Origin of the sequence: Lipingzhangella rawalii, from assembly GCF_031628175.1 — a bacterium.
GTDB classification, from domain to species: domain Bacteria; phylum Actinomycetota; class Actinomycetes; order Streptosporangiales; family Streptosporangiaceae; genus Lipingzhangella_A; species Lipingzhangella_A rawalii.
In genome coordinates, this window is the sequence record NZ_JAVLVT010000005.1 from 494,810 (window position 1) to 517,353 (window position 22,544).

A 22,544-nucleotide genomic window follows, 5' to 3' on the forward strand; every position below is an offset into this window, starting at 1 on the left:
GATGCGGATAGCGGACATACTGCGAAGCAAGGGAACGACGGTCGCGACGTGTGAGCCGGGGACAACGGTTGCCAGTCTGGTGACGGCACTGAACGCACACAACGTCGGCGCCCTCGTCGTTATGGACCAGGGCGGCGTCGTCCGGGGCATCGTCTCGGAACGCGATGTGGTGCGGCGCCTCGCCGAGCACGGCCCCAGTCTGTTGGAACAGCCCGTATCCACCATCATGACCGCCACGGTGATCACCTGTGGCCTCGAGGACACTGTGGACACCCTCCGGGAGCTGATGACCGACAATCGGGTTCGGCACGTCCCCGTCATCGTTGACGGGGAGTTGTCCGGAATTGTCAGTATCGGGGATGTGGTGAAAAGCCGGATCAGTGAGCTGGAGAACGATCGCCAGCATCTGGAGTCCTACATCTACCGGTGAGGCTGCCGCGCACCTCCGGTCAAGGACTGTTCCCCGAATTCCGGTCACACGCGTGGCGCGACTACCCGAACCGCTGGCGGGAGAGGTAGGTTTCTCGCACCACATCGGTCAGTTTCGCCCGCGGGCGCGGTTTCTACAATCGAGACAAAGGAATTGCGGGAACGGGTTCGATCCGGAAAATCTGGAGTAGATTTGGGTTCCCTGATGACGAATCTCCTGCGTCGGGCCGGAGGTGCGTTTCGGCTGCTGCGGTGGTGGAGCGCCGCCGAATTCATCTATCTGCTCGGGATCCGCCATCTCCACGGCGGACACTCCTGGCAGTTTCGCCTCGGTCAGGTGCGCGAACACCAGAACCGTCTCGACGGGGCGGCGCAAGCGTACCGGGAAGCGATCGCCGACGCACCACACATCCCCGAGTACCACCTTCGGCTGGGGCGGGTTCGACAGCGTCAGGGCGAGTTCGCCGCGGCCGAGGAGCTGTACTCCACAGCGATTTCACACTGTCCTGATCACGCGCCGTGGTTGCGGCAGCGGGCACGTCTACGTGAGGCGCGGGAGGACTGGAGCGGAGCGGTCGAGGACTATTGCGTGTTGCGGGATCTTGATCCCGACTCCAAGAAGACGCGACTTGCGCTGGGGAAGGCCACGCGTAAGGCGCATGGTCCGTGGGCCGCGGTTTCCGTGTATCGACAGGCCCTGGAGCAGTGGGACGAAGACAGCGAACTTTCCCGGAAGCTGGCCGAGTCCTACGAGGCCGGGGGAAACTGGAGTACTGCCTGCGAGGTGCTGCGCCATCTGCTGCACACACAGCACCGACATGCCGAGACCAGCTACCGGATGGCACGGTTGCTGGATCGAATCGACCGTGTTGCTTTCGAGCTGGACGGGCCGGACACGGTCGTCCCGGTCGCTTCGGACCAGCGGGATTCCGGTGGCGGGGCAGCAGCCGAGGCACGGCTTCGCTTCGAGGCGGCGCTGCCGCCACGTGAGCCCGTCCGCGTGAGCAGTCTCCGACGGTTCGTTATCGGGCTTGCCCGGCGTCGAGTGCTGTACCGACTGGCGATGCGTGTCCCCAGGCTGGCACAGCGGGTGCACCGTCGGGTAGCGCTTCCCGAGACGCGGGTACGTCGCCTGTTTGAGCTGGGGACTCTGTACGAGCGCCAAGGCCGCCTCGCCGAAGCGGTCCAGACCTACCGGGGCGCGGTCACGGCACTTCAGTCCGTCGACTCGATCTGGGTACACAAAGCCGAACCGGAGTGGCGATTCCGGCTGGCCTACGCGGAACATCAGCTAGGTACAGAGCAGACGGAGTCCGACGAGGATGTCCGACTGTCGCGCCTCGTCGCACCGGCGGCTCCACCCACGCGCGCGGAGCGCGCCGAGGCCGTGGACCAGTCTCCACCCGGCGGGCATGTCCAGGCGCTCGTGCAGAGTACGGGACTGCGACTGGAGGGTTTTCTACTGCCACAATCCCCAGAGACCATCGATATTCACCTCGACGGTCGACCGGTCAAGCAGGTGGCGGCGAATCCCCGCCAGTGGCTGCGTACGTTCAACTTCGAGTTCACCCATCGGGTGTTGGCGGAGTTTCCGGAGCATTCCCGGCTGACCGTGTGGAGCGGGGATCGGCTCGTGTGGGCCGATCGTGGTGCGGGGCACCTGGACATTACGGTTCCGGGGGGGAGCGGTCGGCTGAAGGAGCTCCTGGAGTCCGGCCACAGCATCAGTAAGAAGGGGGTGCTCGCCCGTCCGGCAACCGAGGTGGCGGATCGGCAAATGCGCTACCTCAAGGCCTACCGGGAGGCCAGGGACCAGTTCGAAGAGGTTCTCGGCAAGAAGCTGTTCCTGCTGTACGGGACCCTGCTCGGCTGTTACCGCGACGGTGCCTTCATCGCAGGCGATGACGACTTCGACGTGGCCTACGTGTCAACGGCCACGGATCCCAGTGCGCTCAAGTGGGAGCTGCGGGAGAACGCCCTGGCCCTGCTACGGGCCGGCTACGATATCGCGATCACGGTGAGCGGTCGCCTGTTCAAGCTCCGCCTCAACGAGATTTGGCTCGACATCAACCCCCTGTGGTTCCACAACGGGCGCGCCTGGTCCTTCGACGTCCACGACCTGTCCCTCGACGATGTAGAGCCGGTGCGGGTTATGGACTTCATGGAGCACCGCGTCTATGTCCCCAACAATATTGAGGCGTTCCTACGGGACAACTACGGGGACCAGTGGCACGTTCCCGATCCGGGGTTCCGCTACTACCGGGACAACAACGTGCTGCGTGTGTTGCGTCGATCCTGGTTGACCCCCAGCGAGGCCCGGGAGTTCTCCCGGCTTGCCGAGGCCGAACGCAGCAGAAATCCCTCGGCCGGTCGATATGTGGGCATTGGGGATCCTGCCGACACCGGATTCACGGCATGACCAGCAGACCAGCAGCCACGATTGGACCCACGGGCTCGGTTAGGAGGCGAGGGTGGCCACGAAGCCTGTCGTTTACGTCGGGATGAGCGCTGATCTCATCCATCCGGGACACATCAACATCGTGCAGCGCGCCACTGAACTGGGAGACGTGACGATCGGGCTGCTGACTGACGCTGCGATCGCCAGTTATAAGCGGCTGCCACACATGACCTTCGAGCAGCGCCGGGAGGTCGTTGCCAATCTCAAGGGAGTCACCCGTGTGGTCGCTCAAGAGACCCTCGACTACGTCCCCAACCTCCGCTGGCTACGCCCTGACTACGTCGTGCACGGCGACGACTGGCAGACCGGGGTCCAGAGCCAGACCCGCCAGCGTGTGATCGATGCGCTGGCCGAGTGGAACGGAGAGCTGGTGGAGGTTCCCTACACTCAGGGCATCTCCTCCACCCAGCTCAACGCGTCGGTGAAACAGGTGGGGACCACGCCCAACGTTCGGCTGTCCCGACTGCGGCGCCTCCTGGACACCAAGGACATCGTGCGCATCCTCGAGGTGCACAGTGGTCTCACCGGGCTGATCGTGGAGTCAACCTCCCGGTTGGTCGACGGCAGGTTCGAGGAGTTCGACGGCATGTGGTCGTCTTCCCTGACGGATTCCACAGCCCGCGGCAAGCCCGACACCGAGGCGGTGGACATCTCCGCGCGCTTGCAGACCGTGAACGAGCTCTTCGAGGTCACCACCAAACCGTTGGTTTTCGATGGCGATACCGGCGGCAAGCCCGAGCATTTCCCGTTCACCGTGCGTTCCCTGGAGCGGCTCGGAGTGTCCGCGGTGATCATCGAGGATAAGCAGGGCCTGAAGCGCAACTCGCTCTTTGGGACCGACGTGGAACAGACGCAGGCGCCGATTGAGGACTTTTGCCAGCTGGTGCAGATCGGGAAAACCTCGCAGGTGACCCAGGACTTCATGATTATCGCGCGGATCGAGAGCCTGATCCTGGACCAGGGAATGACGGACGCGATCGCGCGGGCGGAGGCCTACGCGGGTGCCGGCGCTGATGCCATCATGATCCACAGTCGGAGCCGCGACGGCGCAGAGATCTTCGAGTTCGCGAACCGGTTCTCCCGCATGCCCAAGCGGGTCCCACTCGTTGTGGTTCCGACGTGTTACCACCAGATCACCGAGACCGAACTCGCCGAGGCGGGCGTGAACATGGTGATCTACGCCAACCACATGTTGCGTGCCTCCTACCCGCAGATGCGCAGGGTCGCCGAGACCATCCTGGAGAACGGGCGGGCACTCGAAGCGGATCCCTACCTCGCCCCCATCAAGGACGCACTGGCCATCATCCCGGAGAACGCCCAATGATTGACCCCGCACGTTTCGTCGAGCACTGCACCGCAAGCGGCGTCACCCTGTATACGGGGGTCCCGGATAGCCTGCTCAAGCAGCTCGGCGGGCACATCATGGCCACACTGCCCCGAGAACAGCACGTCATCGCCGCCAACGAGGGCGCGGCCATCGGCATCGCACTCGGACACTATCTCCGCACGCGAGAACTGTCCCTCGTCTATATGCAGAACTCCGGCTTCGGGAACACGGTGAACCCGCTGCTGTCCCTGGCCGACCCGGACGTCTACGGTGTGCCGATGCTCCTGGTGGTGGGGTGGCGCGGCCAGACCGGGGTTAGGGACGAACCCCAGCACGTCAAACAGGGACGGGTCATGGAGCCGCTGCTGGAGGCGCTCGACCTGCCCTGGTCCGTGTTGCCCACCGATCCGGACAAGGCCGAGGAGTGCGTCTCCGCCGCCATCGCCACCGCAACCGAGAAGTCCTGCCCCTACGTGCTGCTCGTGGAGAAGGGCACCTTTGCCACGGGGGCGACCCCACCGGCCACGGCCTCGGGCTCCGACCTGGCCAGTCGGGAGGACGCCCTGTGCGCGCTGACCCGGGCCGTGGAGGCGGACGCGGACGCGGACACGGACACTGACACTGTCATCGTTTCCACCACCGGAATGCTCAGCCGGGAGCTGTTCGAGTACCGGGAGACCTCCGGAACGGACGGTAGCCGGGACTTTCTGACCGTGGGTGGCATGGGGCACGCCAGCTCCATCGCCCTGGGCGTTGCGCTGCGGGAACCCGAGCGGGAGGTGTGGTGTTTTGACGGTGACGGGGCGCTGCTGATGCATCTCGGCAGTCTCGCCGTGATCGCAGATCACGCACCATCGAGCTATTTCCACGTGGTGTTCAACAACGGGGTGCACGACAGTGTCGGGGGGCAGCCCACCTCGATCGACAACGTCAACGTCGCAGCGACCGCCCGGTCCCTGGGCTACCGGTACGCGGACACGACCTCGGATATTGCCCAGCTGCCGCAGAAGATCGCCGCCATGCGGGACCACGGCGGGCCCGCGTTGCTGGAGCTGCGAGTCCGCCCCGGAAACCGTCCGGACATCGGGCGTCCGACCCGGACGCCGGCCGAGAGTAAGCACGCGTTCATGTCCGCACTGGCGTCGGGGCCTCCGAACGGTCAGGCCCCGAAACGAGACACAGGTGGTCGTGATGCGGGAACGGCGAGGGGCGGTAGCGAGTGACCGGAAACAGCACGTCCCCGATCACCGGGGACACCGTTTCGCGGGACGTCCGATACGGTCCCGGGGTGATCACGGCGACCGGTGCAGCCGTGCGGGATCTGGGTGGACGGCGCGTGCTGCTGGTGTGCGGCACCCGCTCGTTCGCCGACTCCGGGGCACATCAGCTCCTGGAGGGGCTCGAAGAGCAGGCCACGGTTCGACGGTGGAGCCAGTTCGCGCCCAACACCGACGCGGCCGACCTCGAACAGGGACTCGCGGTTCTCGCGGACTTTCGCCCGGATGTCGTCCTTGGGGTCGGGGGTGGGAGCGCGATGGACATGGCCAAGCTCCTGTGCGCCTTCGCCGGGGTGGCGGACCGGGAGAAGCTCCGGGCGGCCATCCGGTCCGGGGATCCGGTGCTGCGGCGGGACCCGCATCTGGTCCTTGCCCCCACCACCAGCGGATCCGGAAGCGAGGCCACGCATTTCGCCGTGGTCTACGTGGACGGCACCAAGTACTCCGTGTCCGGTCCGCAGCTGCGCCCGGACCGTACCCTGTTGGATCCGCGACTGGCCATGAGCGGATCCCCGTACCAGCGGGCCACCTCCGGTATCGATGCGGTCGCCCAGGCGGTCGAGAGTCTGTGGTCCGTCGGTGCCACCGATCGCAGTCGTCGCCGCGCCCGTGCCGCGCTGCGGCTGTTGCTTCCCGCGATCGAGTCCTTTGTGCAGGAACCGGAGGAACGCACGGCGCGCGCGATGGCGGTAGGGAGCCATCTCGCCGGCCGGGCCATCGACACCACCAAGACCACGGTGGCCCATGCCCTGTCCTACGGCATAACCACGGGATACGGCATCAGCCACGGCCATGCGGTGGCCCTCACCCTGGGAGCGTTCATCGCCGAGCACGCGCGCGCCCAGCCGCGGGACCTGCGGGCTGGAGTGAGCGCGGAGCAGCATGCCGTCACGATGGCCCACGTCCTGGAAGCGTTCGGCGCCACCACCCCGGCGGAGGCGCGAGACCGCTTCGTGGCGTTGTGCCACCGCCTGGGGCTGGCCACCAGCCTGTCCGAGCTGGGAGTTCCGAGCGCGTCCGCGGCCCGGGAACTGGCTGGGGGAGTGAACGTGGAGCGTCTCGGCAACAATCCGGTGGTCTTCGACCATGATTCACTGCAACGGTTGCTGGACAGCGTCTACTGACCCCCACAACAGCCCCGGGGTCTTGCGTCGCCTGTGCGGGGAATCTGTCGGATCCTTCGGTTTGGCCTATGCCCACGGAAGCGCGTTCCTTCGTGGGTGGCGGCGGGGATGTGCCACCATGTTCGGACTCGCTCCTCGGGAACCGGCGCAGGCGCGGTGACGTCCGAGAGTCAGCCGAACACACGAAACGTCCTCGCAAGGAGTACCAACGCATGTCCTTCGCACAGTCCGTGCGTGGGGCCGCCGAGTCCGTGGTTCAGGGCCAGGACCCACGGGAGGCGGTCTCCGAAGCGCTCGGTCAGGCGAGCGAGGGGATCGGGCTCGATCCGAACGACTTCTTGGCGGCGCGGGAGCAGGGCGCCTCCGTTGGAACCCGGATCGAACAGAAGACCTCTTCGCTCAACAACGCAGACGAGGCAATCAATCACAGTAAACGGGAGATGACCCGGGAAGGGCCGGTTCACGTCATCTCGCCACTGGTGGTGCCGCGCAACCGCACACTCGGCGCACTGATCCCCGTGGCGCTGGTGGCGATCGTGGGCATCATAGGCTCGGTGATCACGGCGTCCATCGACGTCAGTGCCCGGGCCGTGGGCATGGACAGCGCCCTGTGGCTGACCTATTTCGGTCCCCTGTTCTGGCTGCTGGTCATCCTGCTCGCAGTGTTCATGTGGTGGCGTCAGGGACTGGTGATGGTTCCGGATGGGTGCCAGGCTCTGGTCACTCGCTTCGGGAAGTTGGAGCAGATCGCCGATCCCGGGCAGTTGACCCTGTGGAACCCATTCAAGCGGGTCTCCTACATCGTTAACATCGCGCGTGAGTACCCCTACAACGCTCCGATCCGGGAGGCGCCCACCAAGAGTGGGGTCAAGGCGTCGGTGGATCTTTTTGTTCAGTTCCGGATCGAGGATCCGGAACAGTTCATCTTCGTCCTGGGTGGGGTGCACGGTTTCCAGGAGAAACTGGACAACGCGATCAGTGAGACCACCCGGAGCCTGATCTACGACCAGGAGGCCGCCGAGATCTATGACCTGGTCGGCGAGAACACGGTGGGTCTGCTGGATCAGCTCAACCAGCAGTTCCTGCCGGCGGTGCGGCTGACCAACGCCAACATTACCCACGCCGAGCCCTCGAGCCAGGAGTACCGAATGAACCTGGCCGCTCCGGAGATGGTGCGGGTGGGCAAGGAGGCCTACACCTACGAGTACGAGCTCCAGATGCGCAAGGAGCAGAACGAGGGTGACCTCAACCGGGAGCTGGCCTCCCTCAACGAGACACTCTCCTCGATCCAGGCGGACATCGCCCAGTACCAGGCACAGATGGACACCGCACTGGAGCGCGAGAACAACCGGGCACGTGCCGTGGCCCGACAGCGGTTCGTCGAGGCAGAGAGCAGCGCGCACGCGAACGCGGCCCTGCTGGAGGCCCAGGCCCTGGACATCCGGTCGGTCAGTGCGGCCGAGGCTCCGGAGATCCTGAACTATCGCTACCGCCAGGAGATGCTGGAGAAGCTGGAATCGGTCGCGGACAGCCTGCCGCAGGTGGTGCAGGTCGGCGACGACGGCAACAGCATCAATTTCCTGGAGATCGCCAAGCAGATCGTCGGGACCACGGATAACGCACTGTTCTCCGAGGAGGACATGGCTGCCATTCACGGCCGGCTGTCCACCATCCAGGAGCGGATCGCCTCCCGGGAGGAGGAGATCAACGAACTGTTGCGCGCAGACGAGGAGTCCGAGGAGCCGGAGGTCGCGGCGGATCAGGACACGAGCGGGGATGTTGTGGAGGAGATTCGCCGGTCGGTTTCCGACGACGCGATCGAAGAACGTCTCGACTCGCTCACCGAGCAGCAGGGCGCCGACGACGCTGGAGCGCATGCGACCAGTCCACAACCGCCGTCGGCAGAGTCCGGAGGTCACAGCTGGCATGGGCCCGCACCTGGCGGACCGTCCGGCCCGGTTCAGGGAGGTGAGTGATGACGGAGCCAGCGCAGGGTCGCGCCTCCTCCAGCATCAAGGAGGCGGTTGCCGCCTGGGGAGACGTCACCCGGCTGTTGCGCAGCGGGGACCAGGGCCAGGTTGTGCCCGTCGTCGTTCCCCGCAACAGCGGCGGCGGCATGAAGTGGATGTTCCTGGTCTGGATCGGGGCCTATCTGCTGTCGGTCGGGGTAATGGGGCTGCTGTTCGGCAGCGAGACGTTTCGCGGGCTCTTCCTGGTGCCCGTCCTGTTCGGCCTGATCGCCTTCCTCCTTGCTCTCGTGTGGTGGTGGCGCACGGCCATCGTCGAGATCGAGCAGGGCACTATCGGCGTGTTGACCAAGTTCGGACGGGTCGTCGGGGAGCTTCCCCCGGGACGTCACTACCTGTGGAACCCCTGGTCCGAGGTTGACTACGTGGTGGACACCTCGACCGAGATTCCCTACACGGCACCGGTGGTGGCATGTCCCACGAAGGAGGACGTCCCCCTCAAGTCCATCGAGTTCTTCCTCAAGTTCCGCATCACCGACGCCACAGCCTTCGTCAAGACGATCGGTGCCAGCAACTTCGATCTCGTGCTGGCCAACGCAGTACAGGACGCGATCCGGCAGCGCAGCCACCAGGTGGAGACCGAGCGGGCCCACGACCTACGAGGCTCGGATGTCGCCGACATGCAGGAGTTGCTGAACCGTCAGCTCAGCCGGTATGGCGTGCGCATCATGGGCTGCAACATTCCCGATGTGCGGTTGCCGGACCAGTACCAACAGCACCTGGCGACCCGGGAACGCGTCGCGAAGGAACTCAGCGCCTATGAACAGGAGTGGGAGCTGACGCGTAAGCGGCGCATCGACACCCTACTGATGGACATTGAGCGATCCAAGAAGACCCGCGACGCCAAGATCGTCGAGGTGAGCGCCGCACTGAACAAGGCACGCAAGGACGTGGCCCAGGCACTGGAGGAACAGGAGACCGAAGCGCAGCGGGTCCGACACGAGATCGAGGCCAAGGGGCGCTCTGACCTGGTAGCCGCCCAGAACCAGGCCAAGGCCCAGCAGCGTCTCGCCACGGCGTACCGCGACAACCGGGCCATGCTGGAGTACGAGTTGGCGCGTCGGGAACTGGACGTCGGCGCGAAGCTCGCCGAGCATGCCCCCCAGCCGGTGGTGGTCCGCACGGATGAGGGAGCCGGGGACAGTTCGGCGCTGTCGACGCTGGTCCTGGCCCAGCTCCTCCCACAGCTCGGAAGCTCGCAGCGACGTGCTTCGGCCGGGGGCTCGGCGGGTCGGTTGTCCGGGGATAGTTCGATCGAGGATCGCGCGGACGAAGCCATGGAGCAGTTCCAGGGCCAGGCGGCCGCGGCCGCGGCCCAGATGCGTGAGCAACAGCAGCAGGCACAGCGCGGCGGCCAGGGCAACCAGCAGGCCCAGAGTGGCAATCAGCGTGGTCAGCAGCAGTCTGGACGACGTCGGTGATCCGCCGCCGGCAGTAAGTAGCAGTTAGTAATCGGGGCGGCCCCACTGCTTGGGGGCCGCCCGACAGGTCTCAGGCCGCGTGCGCGAGTTCCGTATAGGCACAGGAGATATCGACTCCATGGCGGGCCGCGATATCTGCCAGATCGGCGATTTCCGCGGCCTGTGCGCGCACCTGCTCCTCGTCGCCCGCCGCCCGCGCGAGCCGCATGGACGACACAGCTTCGTAGATGCGCAGGTGAAGCGTCGTCATGAACTCAATCATGCTCTCCCCCTGTCCCTGCCCGGTCGGTAGCTCCCGACCGGTTCGCGGGTGTTGCCGCATCCCTGTCTACCGGAGGAGACCTAAGGTCGGGATGAGGTAGCAGCGATGAGACGCCCGCGATGTCCGGACGTCGGCTCGTGTGTCCATCTCGTCGGTGGTCGCCCCGGCGGGGCAGTTTCGGTCCGGGCGACAGTAGCCGTCATCCGTGCGTGGCTGCACCGTTCAGTATTCGGTCCAGGAGTACCAGGGGCCGTGGAGGTGCTTATAGACCGCACCGCCGTGTCCGGGGACGAAAGTTCCGGTCGGAAGCTCGTCCTCGGTGTGGGCCAGCCCCGAGGAACGCAGAATGCCCGCACCCCGGACATCGAAACGCACCGTCTCGGTATCTCCGGGACCTTCGATGTGCACTCCCGATTCCAGCCGGTACAGGCCGACGCGTTCACCGTCCAGGGGGATCGTGGTGGAGGGGTTGAGTTCGGCTGCCTGCTGGAGCAGGGCGTCCTCGGAGGCGACGACCCGAGCCTGGAGGGGCAGGTCCGCCAGGGCCAGAGTCACCGTGGTGGCGGCCAATACCGGGGCCGTGATCCAGCGGAGCCAATAACGCCGGATCATCGGACGTGCTACGCACAGCGCGATTCCCAGTCGCAGCGCGCCCATGAGTGCCAGCAGCATTCCGCCACCCACCGCCAGCACCAGGCTGCCCAGGTGACGCCCTGGGAAGCTGTCCTCCACCAGTAGTGCGGCGCCGACAACAGCGCAGGCCGGAAGGTAGATCCGCCCGGGAGGACGCGACCCCCACGCCGTGAGCCGTTGGGCCAGCGTCGGGGGCTGGGCAAGCTCCAGCAGTCGATCCACGGATTCGGGTCCCTGGGCCGAGGACTGTCCGTGCTGCGGCGCGGACGGGCGTGACGACGATGACGACGAGGACGAGGAAGACGTGGCGGACATGGCGTGCTCTTTGTATTCTCGCGTGGTTACGGGCGGAATGGTCCAGGGGGCGTGTCCGGACTGCCTCGGTGGGGTCGAGGTTCGGCCTCGTCTCCAGCATAGTGGAGGGGAGGGGCTTGATCGGGGCGTTTCGCTGGGCCGGGGCGAGCCTGGGGCCAGGTGGTGGACCGGCGATCCCAGCGGGAGCGTCCCAGTCGATCGAGTGTCAGACGTCCGGGTGCGGCCGCGACCAGTAGGCAGGTCAGTGCCAGGATGAGTAGCAGCGGTGGGTCATAGCCGGGCAGCACGGTTCCCGCCACGGTCTGCGTCTCGGACAGCCACAGCGCGGCCAGGAAGCTTATGGATACCAGGATGGCGGCCAGGGGGGTCGCCACACCCACGGCCAGCGCCGCCCCACATACCAGCTCCACCAGGGCACTGCCCTCAGCGACGTAGCGCGGTGTGGGCAGTCCGGCCATTGCCAGCGCCTGTTCTGTCGGGGCCGGGGCGGAGAGCCGCTGGGCTCCCCGCGCCAGCAGCACTCCACCCACCCCACAGCGAGCGACAAGCGCAGCCACATCCTGGAGTCCGATTCGCCCATGCCTCGAGAAGAGGTGGGTCCGTGCCCGTGTCGGCACTACACCCCCAAACCAATTGCTACGTTGGGTAGCTGAGAAAATACCTTGTGTATCCCCATCTTGGATAGACGCATGCCCGCGTTTCGTGCGGCCACTACCCTGGGCCGGATGACCGAATGGCAGCCACCCACACGTGAACTCGAGGACAGCCTGGTTGCCGGCGGAGCCGGCCCCGTCGCTGGGATCGACGAGGTCGGTCGGGGGGCCTGGGCCGGCCCGGTCGTGGTCTGCGCCGCAGTCCCGGGAGAGACCGCACCCCCCGAAGGGCTCACCGATTCCAAACGTCTGAGCCGCCGTCGCCGCCAGGACGTGGCCGTACACCTACGTTCCTGGGTGCGCTGCTACGCGTTCGGCCAGGCCGAGGCGGAGGAGATCGATGCCGTGGGTATGACCGAGGCCCTGCGCCGTTCGGCGCACCGCGCGCTGGACGGTCTGTCCGCGCAGGGGTGCCCCCCGCCGGAGGCGGTCCTGCTGGACGGCCGGCACGACTTCATCGGTCCCCCGTGGCCAGTCCACACCCGCGTGGGCGCAGATCTGGAGTGTCTCAGCGTCGCCGCCGCGTCGATTCTCGCCAAGTGCCACCGGGACGCCCAGATGACCGAACTCGACCAGCACTATCCAGGCTATGGATTCGCCAGTGGTGTCGGGTATCCCTCGCCGGTGCACCGACAGGCCCTCACCGACTGGGGTCCCACCGACCAGCACCGGCGTTCCTGGGCCTATATGGACGCGCTGCCGCAGTGGCGGCATCTGCGCCGTCCACGCCCCGCCCCTGGTGGCCAGACAACCCTCCTGTGATCCCGGGTGGCGTTCGGGCCGCCACGCCTGTTCCGGGACAGCGGGGGGACTGGCCCCGGTGCGTTATACAAGGTGGTGCGGAGTTGGTCCGCGAGACTCCCGCACTCCGGAGGTGCGGGGGCGTGCGCGGCCGTAGGCTGCCGCCCCCGACGGACCAAATGAGGGGATGGGATGCCACAGAACACGCCGCCCCCAGCGGCGGGCCCGGAGCGCGGCCAGACCAGGGGGGCGCTGTCACGGCTTCGGGAGTGGTACTACCGACACTCGCTGCGCTCCCGACTGGTGGCAGGTGCCCTCGTACTCGCCCTCGTTGCCCTTGCCGCGTGGCTGGCCGGAATGCCGGTGCTCGCCTCCCTGGGCACCGCCCTGCTGGGGCTGGTTCTTCTTGCGGCACTGATGCGCTCGGTCGACGCCGTGGCAACCGTGCTGGTGTGCGTGGTGTGGGCCCTGGTGGCCTATCCCCTGTTCGGCCAGACCGTGGACTACGCCTCACCATGGTCCCTGGTGCCGCTACTGCTGCCGATTCCGGTGGCGCTGCTCGCCAGCCGGATCCGCACCTTCCCCGTCTGGCATACCACGCTGCTCGCACTGCTCGTGGCTCTGATTCTGGGCCTTGCCGTGGGGCTGCCCAGGATGATTACCGACACCGTTCCGGAATGGCTCGGGGTGGGGACGGCCGTCATCGCCGCGGGCGGTGCGCTCCTGTGGCGGGCCCTCGCCGGGCTGGCACTCCAAGGCGGAACCTCCCGGCGCACGACAACCCCACCCGACTCCGCTGTGGACGACACACCGGGAACCTCCGGTCGGGCAGCGGGCCCGGAATCCGAGACGGGGCACGCCATACCGGATCGCGCGGTTGAACAGCGGCAGCGCTCCCCGGCCACCGCCACGCCGGCCTCACCGAACCCGCAGGACGACGAGCCGATTCCGGTTGAGGATGCCCTGGCCCAGCTGGAGGCCATGATCGGCCTGGATCCGGTCAAGCAGCAGGTCCGCTCAATCGCCGCGTCCATCGAGGCCGCCCGCCTTCGCGCGGACGCCGGATTGGAGGTCGAGCGCCCCCTACGGCATCTGGTGTTCTCGGGTCCGCCCGGTACCGGGAAGACAAGTGTGGCACGAACACTGGCCACGATCCTGCACTCCTTTGGTCTGCTGCCCAGCGCACGGGTTGTCGAGGCGCAGCGGGTCGACCTGGTGGGCGAGTATCTCGGGGCGACCGCGATCAAAACCAACGCCCTGATCGACCAAGCCCTGGGGGGAGTCCTGTTCATCGACGAAGCCTACGCACTGGTCAACGACGGCGACGGGCAGCCGGACCGCTTCGGGGCCGAGGCCGTGCAGACCCTGCTGAAACGGGCCGAGGACGACCGGGATCAGCTCGTCGTCATCCTCGCGGGCTACGAGGAAGAGATGGACCGGCTGCTGGCGTCGAACCCGGGGTTGTCCTCGCGGTTCGCGACACGAATCACCTTTCCCAGCTACAGTGCCGAGGAACTGGTCGCGATCGCGGAGCGCCTCTGCGTCCAGCGGGGTGACGAGCTGGACACGGACGCACGTTCCGCGCTCGCCGACCGTTTCGCGCAGGCTGCGGAGCGGATCGACGAGCTGGGAAACGGCCGATTCGCCCGGTCGTTGGTGGAGAAGGCTGCGGAGGCGCGGGATGTGCGTGTGGTCACGAGCGCGCACGGGGGGGATGCGGCCGGCACCGCACATTCCACGGGAAACGAGTCCGGGCCCCCCGACGCCACCGAGCTCACCACGATCCGGGTGGCCGACGTGAACCGTGCCTACGGCGAGCTGACCGAGCGCCTGCATGGTCACGGTACTCCTCCCGACCTCGGTCAGGCATTGGCGGAGTTGGACGCGATGACGGGGTTGGAGCCGGTCAAGGAGCAGGTCCGATCCATCACGGCGCAGCTGCGCGTGGCCCGGCTGCGGAGCGCTCAGGGGCTACAGACCCAACCGCCAATGCGGCACTTCGTCTTTGTTGGCCCGCCGGGCACCGGAAAGACATCCGTCGCACGGGTCCTGGGACGAATCTTCGCAGCACTGGGCCTCCTCAGCCGCCCGGAGGTAGTGGAGGCCCAGCGGGCGGACCTCGTGGGCGAGCACATGGGTGCGACCGCGGTGAAGACCAATCGCCTGGTGGATTCGGCCCTCGGGGGCGTGCTGTTCGTCGATGAGGCCTACTCCCTGGCCAACCCCGGATACAGCGGTGGGGACGCGTTCGGGGCCGAGGCCATCCAGACCCTGCTGAAGCGGGCCGAAGATGACCGCTCACGCCTGGTCGTCGTCCTGGCGGGCTACCCCGAGGAGATGGATCGCTTTCTCGCCAGCAACGCGGGGCTGTCGTCCCGGTTCAACATGCGGGTTCAGTTTCCCAGCTACACTGCGGCCGAACTCACCGACATCGCCGTTGCGCTCGCGGATGCCAGTGGTGATCGGTTCGACAATGACGCCCGCGACGACCTGGAGCGCATCTTTGGCTACGTCTGTGCGGAGGGCTGGATCGACCAGTTGGGCAATGGCCGGTTCGCTCGGTCCCTGTTCGAACGCGCCTGTTCCCATCGGGATCTGCGTGTGGCGGAGCAGTTGGGAGAGGCGGCAAGTGCCGCCGATCTGACCAGGATCACCAGTGCCGACCTCCGGTCCGCCTACACCCGACTTACTCAAGAGTAACTTTTGGGTCGCAGGCGCCGCCACCTGCGGTGTGCCGGTGTTAGCCTCCGGCTATGAACGCATCGACGAGCGGGAGTCCCGCACGCCAGGCCGTCATCCTGGCCGGAGGGCAGGCGACACGACTCCGCCCCTACACCGATACGCGGCCCAAGGCGATGGTGGAGGTAGCCGACCGCCCCATCATCGACTACCAGCTGGAATGGCTCGCGCGGTACGACGTGGAGCACGTTGTGGTCTCCTGCGGGTACAAGGCGGAGGTGTTGCACGACCATCTCCAGCAACGTTCCGGGGCCCCCGACGTCTCCGTGTTGGTCGAGGACGAGCCGCTGGGCCGCGGCGGGGCTCTGCGCTATGCGGCGCGTGCCCTCCCGGAGCGGGATGCGGCCTACCTGGCGCTGAACGGTGACGTGTTGACGTGGTTTCCTCTGGATGATTTCGCCCGGTACCACGCCGCGAAGGGTGGACTGGCGACCTTGGCCCTCGCTCAGTACCGGACCAGCTGGGGGATTGTGGACGTGGTCGAGGACGGAACCATCAAGGGTTTCGAACAGAGCCCGCTCCTGCCGTTCTGGATCAACGCTGGGGTCTATCTGTTCGACGCGGCCACGACCCCGCTGCTCCCCGAACGCGGTGACCACGAATCCTCCACCTTCCCGGAGCTGGCCGCGCAGGGGCGCCTCTTCGGCTACCGGATCGAGGGATTCTGGCGTGGCGTGGACACGGTCAAAGATGTCAAGGAGGCCAGCGCACAGATCCCGGAACTGACCCGGTTCCCGTCCGGGTGAACGGCGGATCCGGGCCTCACAGGTCGTCGAGACGCTTCACCAGTGCGCGGCTGTCCTCACCGTTGGTAAGGACATCCAGGAGCGTTTCCAGAACGACCATCCGACTGTGGCCCCGGTCCAGCAGCCGCCGAGCCGCCGCCCAGAGGTTGGGCGGGTCGTCGTCCCACAGCCGGCGAGCCAGTTCCTCGTGGCAGTCCAGGGCTTCCTCCAGTTCTGGACTGCCCTCGAACGAGTCCGTGCTGTGCCGCCCCTGGCTGGCCTGCTGGCCATTGAAATGGTCGAGCCGTAGCAGAGCCCGCCGCCCCTCTGGGGTGGTCGGATCGTAGGCGTCGTCCTCGGCCAGGTAGTCACTGGTCAACAGGGGGAAGGCGAATATTCGCCGTGGCAGGGCAGCCAGGTCGCCGTCCGGGAGGAGCCGGCGCACGGTTTCCGGGCGCATTCCGGTGACCGCCACCGGATCCTGGCCGGCGTCAACGAGGCACCGTGTCGCCTCCCAGAGGGCATCCAGGGTGGCGTCCCGAGCTTCGGCGGGCAGGCCGGAACGCGGGGCCGCCCACCGTATCCAGGCGGCCAGGACATGGGGCATCGCCTCGCGCTCCGCCGGGCTCAACACCACCCGGCGGGGCAGCCAGGACAGCAGGAACGCCTCCACCTTGCGGGGACTGACGCGCAGCGGACGTCCCGAGTCCAGGTCACTGCCGTAGTCGATGATGTGGTCCACACAGCGACTCGCTGTGTAGCTGTCCGAGAGATCAGCCGCCTCGGGAGAGGCGAGAAATCGTGCGGCCAGTGTCGCGCGGTGCTCCCGGCGCCAGGGTTGGGTCACCACCGAAGGAGCACTGGGAAGCTGCCGAATCCGCGCGCGTAGGAGCGCGTGGTGATGGGCGAGCGTGTCCCGGGTCAGGTCCGTGGATACCGGGCTGACCGCCTGACCCAGTCCTCGTTCGTGGGTGAGTGCGGCTTCGGTGCGGACCACGGCCGTTTCCAGCAGCGTGCGGGCTCGCGTGGCCGGCAGGGGGGTGAACGTCGCCATCGGATCCCGGTGCGTGGTGGCCCAACCATGGTCGACGAGTGTCGTCACCTTGGAGGTGACCCACACATCGCGGAGCACCCCGCCAGCGTTGTGGTCGATCACGGCGATCACCGCATGGCGGTCCGGATCATCGGCATCGCCGTAGTCGAAGGTGCAGATCACGTCGTCGGTGTCTCCGAACCGGGAGCCGGACACGTAGCAGTCTCCGGGGCGGGCCGTGCCCAGGAGTTCGGCCCAACGCGGTCGTGGTGTGCCCTGCCGGAGTAGATCGTAGAGTGCCCACCGCGCAGCCAGCCGCTGGCGCCGCGTTCGCCCCAGGGAGCTGATGCCGCTGAGGAGGGCGCAGGCTGCGGACGTCGCCGAGTCTGCCGCGTGCTGAATCAGCCCCTCACCGATGATCCGCTCGACGTCGCCGTCCGGGACCTGCTGGCCCCACCACGCACCGAGCAGCTCACTGATCGCGAGCTCGGTGTCCAAGGGATGCCGTAGTGCCAGCAGGGACCGCGCGGCACGGAGCATGCCGTCGAACACCTCCGTGGGCGTCGCGGAGGTTACCGGGCCTGCGGTCGGAAAGCGTGACGACACATCCCTGAGGCTACGTCCTGCGGAGGGCTTCGTGCGCGCCTCGGTGACAGTTCGGGTGGAGTTGTACGGGGCCGTCCCGGGGCGCGTTCACATCGGCTCGGGCGGAGCGCTGGTCCGGAGTAGGCTTCGGTTCCTCCCGTGCTCCGATCCGACAGCCGCTGCTGGGATCACGGACGGGCCACGTCGAGCGCGCAGCCGCGCCTCCGACACGCTGGAGTCGCACAGTTACCTGGAGTGCGCCCCACAGATCCGGATCAGAGAAATTCTGGTTGGGGAGTAACACCGGGGGGCTTGGCACCGATGAACCCGATAGAGGGGCCTGTCTATCGACGGCCAGACCATCAGTCAGTGCACCGAGGAGTCCTGGTCCCCGGAACAGCGGAGGGGGTGGAGTATTCGGGTCCGAACACTGTTTCGTCGTTGTTATCCCTCGGTGTCTCCTGCGCCGCGACACCGGGATTTTTCCCGGGTTGTGGCAGGTAGCGTCGCTTGGCGTAGCAGGTTGAGGCGCCGGAAGTGGGGTATCGGACCGTACGAAGAACTCCGTTGCCTTGCCTATGGTGGAAAGAGCTCCCCGCTGGGGGCGGGGTGGTCCAGGCGCGAATGCGCACAACGAAAGAGCGTTCCCCACCGTTGGGGGAGGAGCCCGGCAAGAGCCCCGGCGCGAGTGTCAGTGTCCCCTGTCCCCTTCGCCAAGCTCTCCGGCGCCGGTATCTAGCAAACTCGCCACACGTCCGTTCGAGAGGTGTTTGTGTCGCCTGCCAGTTCGACCCGCTCTAAGCAGCCGGAGTCGCTGTATGAGCCCGTCATCCAGCAACTGATCGAGCGTGGGCGGTCCCAGGGGTACCTTGAGCCCGAGGACGTGCGCCGTGCCTTCGATGAGGCTGCCATCCCGATGTCGGATGCGCAGGCCGTACTGCGCATTCTGAGTAAGGAAGGCGTGACCGTTGTCGTCGGGGCGGACCACTCCGCGCCCAAGCGGAAGCGCTCGAACCGACGGAGTACCACCACCAGCCGTACCGCGGCGGCACGTGAGTCCGCGGACACCGTGACCGCGGTGGTGGACTCCGACGAAACGGCTTCCGATGGTCAGACTGCGCAGACTGCGCAGACTGCGGGGGGCAGCAAGAAGCGTCGTGGTGCGGCATCGGCCTCCGCTTCCGGTACGTCCGCCACGGGTGGCCGCAAGCGACGGAGCCAGGAATCCGCGACGAAGACCGCGGCCGGCAAGGCCACCACGGGAAGCTCTGATTCCACCGCCGCGAAGCCCGCCGCTGGTGAGTCCACCCAGGCGGCCGCGAGTGCACCCGCCGATGGCGATGGCGTCGGTACTGAGGCCGGGGCCGCTCCCGAGGCGGACGCGGTCGCCGCGCCGGAGGCCGCCGTGGATGCCGCGGGCACCGAGGATGCTGCGGGCACCGCCGACAGCAGTGACTCCGTGCTGGACATGGAGGACACCGAGGGCCCGGATGCCGGCGCGGACGGCGACGAGTCGGCCGACCTCGAGGACGTGGGGGTCGAGCTGGAGCTCGTGGAGGATCCGCCGAGCTCGGAGCCCGAGGCGGTTGACGGTCCGGTGGCCGGCGCCGGCCTGAACCCCGAGGTCGCCGGTATCCCGGAGAAGGCGGTGGCCAACACCTCCGAGGACGAGTCCTTCGTCCTGTACGAGGATGATGACGATGCGCCCGCGGCGCAGGTCATCGCGGCCGGGGCGACCGCCGATCCGGTTAAGGACTATCTCAAGCAGATCGGAAAGGTCTCGCTGCTCAACGCTGAGGAGGAGGTGGAGCTGGCGAAACGGATCGAGGCGGGTCTGTTCGCCGAGGAGAAGCTCGCCGAATCCGGCGCCACCCTCAGCCCCGAGGTGCATGAGGAACTCGACTGGATCGCCGAGGACGGCCGTCGGGCCAAGAATCACCTGTTGGAGGCGAACCTGCGGCTGGTGGTCTCGCTCGCCAAGCGCTACACGGGCCGGGGGATGCTGTTCCTGGACCTGATCCAGGAGGGCAACCTCGGGCTGATCCGCGCGGTGGAGAAGTTCGACTACACCAAGGGCTACAAGTTCTCCACCTACGCCACCTGGTGGATCCGCCAGGCCATCACCCGGGCCATGGCCGACCAGGCCCGCACCATCCGCATCCCGGTGCACATGGTCGAGGTCATCAACAAACTCGCCCGGGTGCAGCGCCAGATGCTCCAGGATCTCGGTCGGGAACCCAGCCCTGAGGAGCTGGCCAAGGAACTCGACATGACCCCGGAGAAGGTCGTCGAGGTCCAGAAGTACGGTCGGGAACCGATTTCGCTGCACACTCCGTTGGGTGAGGACGGGGACAGCGAGTTCGGTGACCTCATTGAGGACTCTGAGGCCATCCAGCCTGGAGAAGCGGTCAGCTTCACCCTGCTTCAGGAACAGCTGCACTCCGTGTTGGACACGCTTTCGGAGCGCGAGGCCGGCGTGGTGTCCATGCGCTTTGGCCTGACCGATGGCCAGCCCAAGACCTTGGACGAGATCGGCAAGGTGTACGGAGTCACCCGGGAGCGGATACGGCAGATAGAGAGTAAGACGATGTCCAAGTTGCGGCATCCCTCTCGCTCCCAGGTTCTGCGCGACTACCTCGACTGAGCCCCGCGGTCTCGCGCCCGCGGGCCGGGGCCGATCGATGGACCCTGCGGGCCGCCTGACTGTCGGGCACGGTCGGTACCTGGACTGGCTGGGACGGCCCCGGACCGGGAATCCCGGTCCGGGGCCGCGGCACCCCCTGCCCGGCCTGGACGCTGGTGGGCGACATCCGCCTGGCACTCAGTGTTCCAGGACCGCTTCTCCGGTACTGTCGTGATGATCCCCCTCATCCGACGTTCCCCACGATCCCGCAGCCGTGGTATGAGCGAGATAAAGATGGGCAGCGCCCGGGTGGTGACGCCCCACACGCGTGTCTGTGGGGCCGCGCACGGAAGCGATTGCGGTGGGTTCTCTCGTCTGGTGCTGCCGGGTCAGCCCTGCTCGATCACGTCGATCTGGTCTGCGGAGCCGGAGTGTGCGTCCGGGCTGCGTTCGACGTGGAATCCCTGGGCCCTGAGGGCGTCTACGAGCTCTGCCGGGGACTCGGGATGGACATCGTTGGCCAGCAGGGCATGAGCCACCCGCCCCCGGGCTGCCTTCGCGTGATGGCTGACCACGGAGCGCTCCCGACGGCCCTCGACGCTACGTTCCCGGAGTACCCGAATTGTGACCGTCCTTGTTCCCCGGTGGTCCCCGGCTGGGGACTGGCCTCGGAAGGCGGGGGCGTAGGCGGCGGAGCGGCAGTCCACGAGCAGGTGCCCCCGCGTGTGTTCCCGGAGCGGGTCTTGGAGATGTCCGCGCCAGAATGTCGACAGTCGCCCCAGGGCCGGCAGCCGCACGTCCATGGATAGCCGGTAGTCGGGGATCACGTCATCGATTCCCAGCACGCCCCACAGTCCGGAGAAGATCAGGACGGAGCGGGTGACGTTGAGGCCCGATGGTCCACTGCGCAGTCCTGGCAGGTCCAGGGCGTCGTAGAGCACTCCGGTGTAGCGTTGCGCAGCGGGCAGTGTCGGTGCGTGGCGCAGTTCCCGGTTGGCGGTTACCGCGGCGCCCTGGCGTGCGGAGAGTCCCAGGATCTCCCGTGCGCTCGTGCCGGCGGGGTCACCCTGATCGTCCGCGCAGACCTTTTCCAGCTCGGCCAGGACCTGCTCCCGCGGCCAGGTGAGATCCGGGAACGTGAGCCGGGAGAAATCGACCGGAGGACCGTTCCCCGCGGGTGCCTTCCCGGCGGACGGCGGGAGTAGGACGAACATGTGATCCTCCGGGGTCAGTGATCCTGGTGCTGCCAGAGCGCGCACCCGGGAACGAGTGTCCGGCGTCGTTCTTACCACATGACGCCCCGATGCCCCGTCCGGTCAGCCACCCCAGACCCGCGAACCCCCGTGGGCCTACGGCCGGGGAGCTGTCCGCCGGCGGGTGTATTGGAAACGCGCCGGTCATGAGTTTGGGGACGACCGTGCCCCGCAAGGATAGAGACGGGCAGCCGGCCCATAAACCCGGTGCTGTCGCTGACAGCGTGGCTGACCGTGCAGTTGCCGAGCAGCGGGCACCCGGGATTCCCCGGGACCACACAGTCCGCAACGGTTGTGCGTCCCACTCGGGCGCAGGGAACCGGACATGCCCGCGACCACTGGCCCTATCCACAGGGTGGACGTCCCGCCCCAGTGACCTCGGTGGCGGTTCTGCCCGACCGGCAGAACCGCCACCGCACGTCCTGTTCGGGGCTAACGCTCGTCCTCGGCCGCGGTGGCCGGATTCTCCTGAAGCTTGCTGGTCTCGTCCTGGATTTCTGCGGCGATCTTGCGCAGTTCGTCATCGTGCTTGCGCGCGTGGTGCGCACAGAACAGCAGGTCGCCGCCGGAGTTCAGCACCACCCGGACATACGCCTGGGCGCCACAGCGGTCGCACCGATCTGCGGCGGTCAGGGGCTGTGTGGGTGCAAGAGTTCCAGTCACTTCGCCTTCCTCAATGCTCGGCGTTAGTCACCTCGCTCAACATCTAACCTGACATGGAACTTCCCGGCCAGTGCTGTTGTACGCCAACAGCGGAATCGGCCCAATTTGTGGGGTGTGTCACCGTCATCGTTTGGATCTCGGGTGGGGCTGGCCGGGCGCCAGTGTCGTGGCGTGCCGATAGCCTCGGTTCGAACGGCTGTGCCTATGCTTGCTCCGCGAATGGGACAGTCCACATGTCTGCGGGCACCCGCCGCAT

At 67.0% G+C, this 22,544-nt stretch carries 17 protein-coding genes; 11 read left to right on the forward strand and 6 right to left on the reverse strand.

Annotated features, from left to right (window positions below; genetic code table 11):
- Nucleotide 1 precedes the first annotated feature (1 nt).
- The 7 genes from RIF23_RS13215 (at nucleotide 2) to RIF23_RS13245 (ending at nucleotide 10,063) form a co-directional block, all read left to right on the forward strand.
- Nucleotides 2–430: a CBS domain-containing protein gene (locus tag RIF23_RS13215; RefSeq protein WP_310912791.1), complete on the forward strand. Its 429-nt coding sequence runs from the start codon at nucleotides 2–4 to the stop codon at nucleotides 428–430.
- A gap of 204 nt (nucleotides 431–634) precedes the next feature.
- Nucleotides 635–2,848, forward strand: coding sequence for a tetratricopeptide repeat protein (locus RIF23_RS13220; protein ID WP_310912792.1), 2,214 nt, complete (start codon nucleotides 635–637; stop codon nucleotides 2,846–2,848).
- A gap of 52 nt (nucleotides 2,849–2,900) precedes the next feature.
- Nucleotides 2,901–4,211 carry a phosphoenolpyruvate mutase gene (gene aepX / locus RIF23_RS13225; RefSeq protein WP_310912793.1) on the forward strand — a complete coding sequence of 437 codons (1,311 nt, stop codon included), beginning with the start codon at nucleotides 2,901–2,903 and terminating at the stop codon, nucleotides 4,209–4,211.
- A complete protein-coding gene (aepY, locus tag RIF23_RS13230) occupies nucleotides 4,208–5,437 on the forward strand; it encodes a phosphonopyruvate decarboxylase (RefSeq protein ID WP_310912794.1) in 1,230 nt (409 codons plus the stop codon). Before aepX ends, aepY begins: the two co-directional genes overlap by 4 nt.
- The gene (locus RIF23_RS13235; RefSeq protein WP_310912795.1) at nucleotides 5,434–6,615 is read left to right on the forward strand and encodes a phosphonoacetaldehyde reductase; all 1,182 of its coding nucleotides are present in this window, start codon (nucleotides 5,434–5,436) and stop codon (nucleotides 6,613–6,615) included. The genes aepY and RIF23_RS13235 overlap by 4 nt, the downstream gene beginning before the upstream one ends.
- 212 nt (nucleotides 6,616–6,827) lie before the next feature.
- On the forward strand, nucleotides 6,828–8,591 hold the full coding sequence (locus RIF23_RS13240) for an SPFH domain-containing protein (RefSeq protein WP_310912796.1): 1,764 nt from the start codon (nucleotides 6,828–6,830) through the stop codon (nucleotides 8,589–8,591).
- Nucleotides 8,591–10,063, forward strand: coding sequence for an SPFH domain-containing protein (locus tag RIF23_RS13245; RefSeq protein ID WP_310912797.1), 1,473 nt, complete (start codon nucleotides 8,591–8,593; stop codon nucleotides 10,061–10,063). The genes RIF23_RS13240 and RIF23_RS13245 overlap by 1 nt, the downstream gene beginning before the upstream one ends.
- 70 nt (nucleotides 10,064–10,133) lie before the next feature.
- Here the strand turns inward: RIF23_RS13245 and RIF23_RS13250 are convergent, their stop codons facing one another.
- From RIF23_RS13250 to RIF23_RS13260, 3 genes are all read right to left on the reverse strand, one after another.
- Nucleotides 10,134–10,325 carry a hypothetical protein gene (locus RIF23_RS13250; protein WP_310912798.1) on the reverse strand — a complete coding sequence of 64 codons (192 nt, stop codon included), beginning with the start codon at nucleotides 10,323–10,325 and terminating at the stop codon, nucleotides 10,134–10,136.
- Between the two features lie 222 nt (nucleotides 10,326–10,547).
- Entirely contained in the window at nucleotides 10,548–11,273 is a 726-nt protein-coding gene (locus tag RIF23_RS13255; protein WP_310912799.1) for a hypothetical protein, read from the reverse strand.
- Nucleotides 11,274–11,299: 26 nt separating this feature from the next.
- A complete protein-coding gene (locus RIF23_RS13260; protein ID WP_310912800.1) occupies nucleotides 11,300–11,830 on the reverse strand; it encodes a DoxX family protein in 531 nt (176 codons plus the stop codon).
- 168 nt (nucleotides 11,831–11,998) lie between these two features.
- Between RIF23_RS13260 and RIF23_RS13265 the strand changes: the two genes are divergently transcribed.
- The 3 genes from RIF23_RS13265 (at nucleotide 11,999) to RIF23_RS13275 (ending at nucleotide 16,152) form a co-directional block, all read left to right on the forward strand.
- A complete protein-coding gene (locus RIF23_RS13265) occupies nucleotides 11,999–12,688 on the forward strand; it encodes a ribonuclease HII (RefSeq protein WP_310912955.1) in 690 nt (229 codons plus the stop codon).
- Between the two features lie 171 nt (nucleotides 12,689–12,859).
- Nucleotides 12,860–15,367: an AAA family ATPase gene (locus RIF23_RS13270; RefSeq protein ID WP_310912801.1), complete on the forward strand. Its 2,508-nt coding sequence runs from the start codon at nucleotides 12,860–12,862 to the stop codon at nucleotides 15,365–15,367.
- Between the two features lie 53 nt (nucleotides 15,368–15,420).
- Complete coding sequence (locus RIF23_RS13275) at nucleotides 15,421–16,152, forward strand: nucleotidyltransferase family protein (protein WP_310912802.1); 732 nt, start codon at nucleotides 15,421–15,423, stop codon at nucleotides 16,150–16,152.
- Between the two features lie 16 nt (nucleotides 16,153–16,168).
- Here the strand turns inward: RIF23_RS13275 and RIF23_RS13280 are convergent, their stop codons facing one another.
- A complete protein-coding gene (locus RIF23_RS13280; RefSeq protein WP_310912803.1) occupies nucleotides 16,169–17,704 on the reverse strand; it encodes a hypothetical protein in 1,536 nt (511 codons plus the stop codon).
- Nucleotides 17,705–18,632: 928 nt separating this feature from the next.
- Between RIF23_RS13280 and RIF23_RS13285 the strand changes: the two genes are divergently transcribed.
- Entirely contained in the window at nucleotides 18,633–20,393 is a 1,761-nt protein-coding gene (locus tag RIF23_RS13285; protein ID WP_310912956.1) for an RNA polymerase sigma factor, read from the forward strand.
- A gap of 368 nt (nucleotides 20,394–20,761) precedes the next feature.
- Here the strand turns inward: RIF23_RS13285 and RIF23_RS13290 are convergent, their stop codons facing one another.
- Together RIF23_RS13290 and RIF23_RS13295 are read right to left on the reverse strand one after the other, a co-directional pair.
- Nucleotides 20,762–21,586: a YaaA family protein gene (locus RIF23_RS13290; protein ID WP_310912804.1), complete on the reverse strand. Its 825-nt coding sequence runs from the start codon at nucleotides 21,584–21,586 to the stop codon at nucleotides 20,762–20,764.
- Between the two features lie 471 nt (nucleotides 21,587–22,057).
- On the reverse strand, nucleotides 22,058–22,288 hold the full coding sequence (locus RIF23_RS13295; RefSeq protein ID WP_310912805.1) for a DUF7455 domain-containing protein: 231 nt from the start codon (nucleotides 22,286–22,288) through the stop codon (nucleotides 22,058–22,060).
- Between the last annotated feature and the right edge of the window lie 256 nt (nucleotides 22,289–22,544).

Excerpts from the sequence above, each read along its gene's own strand:
- RIF23_RS13255 (WP_310912799.1), bottom strand. The coding sequence starts at position 11,273 with ATGTCCGCCACGTCTTCCTCGTCCTCGTCGTCATCGTCGTCACGCCCG.
- aepY (WP_310912794.1), top strand. The coding sequence starts at position 4,208 with ATGATTGACCCCGCACGTTTCGTCGAGCACTGCACCGCAAGCGGCGTC.
- RIF23_RS13290 (WP_310912804.1), bottom strand. The coding sequence starts at position 21,586 with ATGTTCGTCCTACTCCCGCCGTCCGCCGGGAAGGCACCCGCGGGGAAC.
- RIF23_RS13245 (WP_310912797.1), top strand. The coding sequence starts at position 8,591 with ATGACGGAGCCAGCGCAGGGTCGCGCCTCCTCCAGCATCAAGGAGGCG.
- RIF23_RS13220 (WP_310912792.1), top strand. The coding sequence starts at position 635 with ATGACGAATCTCCTGCGTCGGGCCGGAGGTGCGTTTCGGCTGCTGCGG.
- RIF23_RS13240 (WP_310912796.1), top strand. The coding sequence starts at position 6,828 with ATGTCCTTCGCACAGTCCGTGCGTGGGGCCGCCGAGTCCGTGGTTCAG.
- RIF23_RS13250 (WP_310912798.1), bottom strand. The coding sequence starts at position 10,325 with ATGATTGAGTTCATGACGACGCTTCACCTGCGCATCTACGAAGCTGTG.
- RIF23_RS13270 (WP_310912801.1), top strand. The coding sequence starts at position 12,860 with ATGCCACAGAACACGCCGCCCCCAGCGGCGGGCCCGGAGCGCGGCCAG.
- RIF23_RS13215 (WP_310912791.1), top strand. The coding sequence starts at position 2 with ATGCGGATAGCGGACATACTGCGAAGCAAGGGAACGACGGTCGCGACG.
- RIF23_RS13280 (WP_310912803.1), bottom strand. The coding sequence starts at position 17,704 with ATGCTCCGTGCCGCGCGGTCCCTGCTGGCACTACGGCATCCCTTGGAC.
- RIF23_RS13265 (WP_310912955.1), top strand. The coding sequence starts at position 11,999 with ATGACCGAATGGCAGCCACCCACACGTGAACTCGAGGACAGCCTGGTT.
- RIF23_RS13275 (WP_310912802.1), top strand. The coding sequence starts at position 15,421 with ATGAACGCATCGACGAGCGGGAGTCCCGCACGCCAGGCCGTCATCCTG.